This is a genomic window from Pseudomonas sp. CGJS7, assembly GCF_036961695.1.
In genome coordinates, this window is sequence record NZ_JBAMDI010000277.1 from 1 (window position 1) to 3002 (window position 3002).

Annotated in this window: 3 protein-coding genes and 1 pseudogene; 3 read left to right on the forward strand and 1 reads right to left on the reverse strand. The window is 63.2% G+C overall.

Annotation, left to right across the window (positions count from 1 at the left end):
* The 3 genes and pseudogenes from V7787_RS52605 to sctT form a co-directional block, all read left to right on the forward strand.
* Positions 1-446 (forward strand): annotated as a pseudogene (locus V7787_RS52605) (hypothetical protein); the annotation flags it as partial.
* Between the two features lie 124 nt (positions 447-570).
* A complete protein-coding gene (sctS, locus tag V7787_RS52610; RefSeq protein WP_336095428.1) occupies positions 571-837 on the forward strand; it encodes a type III secretion system export apparatus subunit SctS in 267 nt (88 codons plus the stop codon).
* Positions 838-862: 25 nt separating this feature from the next.
* Positions 863-1648 (forward strand): type III secretion system export apparatus subunit SctT, encoded by a 786-nt coding sequence (gene sctT / locus V7787_RS52615; protein ID WP_336095429.1) that lies wholly within the window; start codon positions 863-865, stop codon positions 1646-1648.
* 199 nt (positions 1649-1847) lie between these two features.
* Here the strand turns inward: sctT and sctU are convergent, their stop codons facing one another.
* A complete protein-coding gene (gene sctU / locus V7787_RS52620; RefSeq protein WP_336095430.1) occupies positions 1848-2948 on the reverse strand; it encodes a type III secretion system export apparatus subunit SctU in 1101 nt (366 codons plus the stop codon).
* Between the last annotated feature and the right edge of the window lie 54 nt (positions 2949-3002).

Genomic DNA, 3002 nt, shown 5'->3' on the forward strand with positions numbered 1-3002 from the left:
CGAAGAAACCCGCCGCGCCGGCCGGCCCGCTGTTGGGCGGCGGCAAGATGGACGCCGCGCGCATGCTCGCGCTGATGGACGCCGGCAAGGAACCGCTGCGCGCGTTCCTGATCAAGCATTCCAGCGACGCCGAGCGCGCGTTCTTCCTGCGCAGCGCCCAGCGCCTGCTGCCGGTCAACGCGCGCGGCGACATCAGCGTCAACGATTTCATCGTGGTGATCCCGGCCTTCACCGTGAGCGAGCTCACCGCGGCGTTCCAGATCGGCTTCCTGATCTTCCTGCCGTTCCTGATCATCGATCTGGTGGTGTCCAACATCCTGCTCTCGCTGGGCATGATGATGCTCTCGCCGACCACGGTCTCGCTGCCGTTCAAGCTGTTGCTGTTCGTGCTGATCGGCGGCTGGGCCAAGTTGGTGCATGGGTTGGTGCTGACGTACGGCGGATGAAGCCGGGATGGGAGATCAGCGATTGGGGATGCGCACCAGCGCCATCCCGCCGCCTCGATCCGCCTCTGGCTTCCGCTACTGATTTGCCAATCCCGAATCCCTAATCACGAATACCGGCGCACTTATGGGCGACATGCTCGAAATGACCAAACAGGCCCTGTGGCTGACCCTGCTGCTGTCGGGTCCGCCGGTGGTCGCCGCGGCCGCGGTGGGTTTGGTGGTGGCCTTCATCCAGGCCGCGACTCAGCTGCAAGAGCAGACCTTCGCCTACGCGATCAAATTCACCGTGATCGTGGTGACCTTGTTCGTCACCGCCTCGATGATCGGCGGCACCCTGTACACCTTCGCCGACCGCATCTTCATCGACTTCCCCGGCATGGTCCGGCACTGATGGCCGGCGCCGCCCGCCGCTCGCGATGAACTTCGACTCCTACGGCAATCTGCTGATCGCGCTGGGGCTGGTGCTGCCGCGGGTGATCGGCTCGTTCATGATGCTGCCGCTGATCACCAACGAAAACATGCCGCCGATGGTGCGCAACAGTTTCATGGTGAGCCTGGCGATCGTCGCCATTCCGGTGGCGATGAACGGCATCCCGCTCAATCAATTGAACGCGCTGCACTTCGCGCCGATCATCCTCAAGGAATTGTTCATCGGCGTGTCGATCGGCTTCTGCTTCGGCATGGTGTTCTGGGCGATCAGCGCCGCCGGCAACGTGGTCGATACCCAGGTCGGCATGACTCTGGCCCAGGTGATGGACCCGATCCAGGGCCATCAGGCCTCGCTGCACGGCAATTTCCTGTCCCAGTTCGCGGCGTGGCTGTTCATGGCCAGCGGCGCGTTCCTGGTGTTTCTGGATTTGCTGCTGTCCAGCTACGCGATGTGGCCGGTGGTGTCGTTCTTCCCGCAGCTGCATGCGGCGGGGATGGAATTGTTCGTCGGCCAGTTCAGTTATCTGATGACCGCGCTGCTGGTGATGGCCGCGCCGGTGATGGTGGTGCTGATGCTGATCGATCTGTCCTTCGGTTTGGTCAATCGGTTCGCGCCGCAGCTCAATGTGTTCACCATCACCATGCCGATCAAGGCTTGGTTGGCGACCTGGATCATCCTGCTGATGCTGGGTGTGTATGTGGAGATCGTGCTGGATCGGTTGTCCGGCAATCGCGGGTTGCTGGAAGCGTTGCACAAAGTGTTCGGCGGCTAGCCTCTGGTCTTGCTCGTTGTAGGAGCTGCGCGAGCTGCGACCGCGAAACCGCAGCTACGGCGCGATTTTCGCTTCTAGCGAAGCCTGCGATAAGCGCCTGCCGCATGGATCGCGCCGCAAACGGACACATCGCGGTCGCGGCTCGCGCCGCTCCTACAGGTAGCGACCGCAGTCGCGCTGCATGGGTGCCGAACGCCGCTCAATCCAGCGGCTGCGGCATTTCCATTTCGCTGGTATCGCCGTCGCGCAAGCGGCGCACGCTCTCGGCCCAGTGCAGGACTTCGGCCACCGCTTCGAAGAACTCGTTGCCGATGTATTCGTCCAATTCCGCGCGCTCGTTGAGGCCGCGCGCGAGTTCGACGTTCTGCAGGATCGGCACCCCGGCCTCGGCCGCGGCGCGCTTGATCTGCTCGGCCATGTAGCCCTCGCCCTTGGCCACCACCAACGGCAGCTCGGTGATGCCGTGCTCGTATTGCAGGGCGATGGCGATGTGGGTGGGATTGGTCACGACGACGTTGGATTGGCGGACGGCATTGAGCATGTTCTGCTGCGACCACTCTTGATGCAACTGCCGCCGCCGGCTCTTCACGTGCGGGTCGCCCTCGCTCTCCTTGACCTCTTGCTGGATGTCGCGCCGGCTCATCCGCAACTGCTTGATGTAGGCGAACTTCTGATACCAGACGTCGATGGCCGAGACGAAGAAGAACACGAAGATCGTCCAGATCCCGATCCGCACCAGCCCGTACCACACGCCCGAGCCGATCGCGTCGGGCGGGGCGTACGGCAGCAGCATCAGCTGGGCCATCATCTTGTAGATCACGAACACGCCGATGCCGATCAAGGCCGCGCTCTTGATGGTCGATTTGACCAGCTCGACCAAGTTGTCCATCGAGAACATCTTCTTGACGCCCTCGGCTGGATTCATCTTGTCCAGGCTGGGCTTGACCTTGCCCAGGCTCAGCACCGGGCCGACCTGCAGGAACTCGATCACCGCGCCCAGGAACACCGCCATCGTCAGCAACGGCAGGGTCAGCCACAGCAGCGCATCGAACGCGGCGCCGCCGACTTCGCGCAGCGCGTCGTTGAAGGGTTGGTTGATCGCCTTCAGGCTGGTCTCGAACAGCCGGATCAGCTTGGTGCGCATGAAGTCCAGCATCAGCCAGCCGCACACCACCCAGCCGAGCAGCAACACGGTGCTGGTCAGCTCCTTGCTCTTGGCGACATTGCCTTCCTTGCGGGCGTCGCGGATCTTTTTTTGGGTAGGCGGCTCGGTCTTGTCGGCGCCCTGGTCCTTCGACATGCGCGACTCTGCTGCGAGAGGACCAGGAGGCTAGCACGCGCCCGGCGAGGCGGA